Below are 1,287 nucleotides of genomic sequence, written 5' to 3'. Positions count from 1 at the left end.
GGCGGCCATGGTGCTGGTCATGCGGCTTGGCGTAGAGCGAGCTTCTTGTGCTCGCGCAGGTCGTCCATGTTGATGTATCGGTTGGCCTCCATCCAGTTTTCGTTGGTCTCGACGGCCAACGCCCTGACGAGGCGCAGGCAGCTTTCGGCATTGGGGAATATGCGCACGACATAGGTGCGCCGGCGGATTTCCTCATTGAGCCGTTCGAGCATGTTGGTGGACTTCAGGTGCTTGTGGTGCTGGCGCGGCAGGCGAAAGAAGGTCATCGTGCTCTCGATGGTCTCCTCCGCCCACGTCGTCAGCCGTGGGTAGCGGCCCGACCATTTGGCAAGCCACGCGGCGAGATCGGCCTTGGCCTCGGCAAGATCGCGCCGATCATAGAGCCAGCGCAGTTCCTGCAGGCAGTCGTCGCCGTGCTTCCTCGGCAGGTGATCGAGCGCGTTCCTGAGGAAGTGGACGTAGCAGCGCTGCCATGCCGCTTCCGGGATGACTTCGCCGATCGCCGCGACCAGGCCGGCATGGTCGTCGGACACGACCAGCTCGACGCCCCTGAGGCCGCGCGCCTTCAAGCCGACGAGGAAGTCCCTCCAGGCCGAGCGGCTTCCGCGATTGGCCATCTCCACAGCCAGGATCTGACGCCGGCCGTCCCAGTCGATGCCAACCGCGATCAGCACCGCCTGGCTCATGACGATGCCGGCTTCGCGCACCTTCTCGTAGCGGGCATCGAGGATGAGGTAGGCAAAAGGCTCCTGAAGCGGGCGTTCGGCAAATGCCTTCAGGCTTTCGTCCAGGCGCTTGTTGATGGCCGAGATCGATGAGGCCGAGAAGGCATGACCGCACAGCTCTTCGGTGATCGCCTTGACCTTTCGGGTCGACACGCCCTGCACATACATTTCCGCCAGTGTCGCCACCAAGGCCCGCTCGGAACGCTGGTAGCGTTCGAACAGCTCGGTGGAGAAGCGGCCGGCTCGGTCCTGCGGAACCCGCAGTTCAAGCTTGCCGACCCGGGTGACAAGGGTGCGCCCATAATAACCCGAGCGGTAGCCGAGACGCTCCGGTGTGCGCTCGCTCTTCGAAGCACCCAGCGCCTCGTCCATCTCCGCCTCGAGCACCTCCTGCATCACCGCACGGATCACTTCGTGCAGAGCCTCAGGGTTCGAAAGCAGAATGTCTTTGACGGCAGCGCTGGCGGTCTTACCTTCTGTCTTGGTCATGGTGGCGTTCCTTCGCGGGAATCAGGTGACGTTGAACATCACCAGCCTGCCATGACCGCCCTCTCTCAGCGAA

Annotated in this window: 1 protein-coding gene; it reads right to left on the bottom strand. The window is 63.3% G+C overall.

The features are described from left to right. Positions 1–17 precede the first annotated feature (17 nt). Positions 18–1,214 carry an IS256 family transposase gene (locus EOA16_RS32390; RefSeq protein WP_127261747.1) on the bottom strand — a complete coding sequence of 399 codons (1,197 nt, stop codon included), beginning with the start codon at positions 1,212–1,214 and terminating at the stop codon, positions 18–20. Positions 1,215–1,287 lie beyond the last annotated feature (73 nt).

This window comes from Mesorhizobium sp. M7A.F.Ca.US.008.03.1.1, from assembly GCF_003997495.1.
Lineage (GTDB): Bacteria > Pseudomonadota > Alphaproteobacteria > Rhizobiales > Rhizobiaceae > Mesorhizobium.
This window is presented reverse-complemented; position numbering and strand designations above follow the sequence as displayed.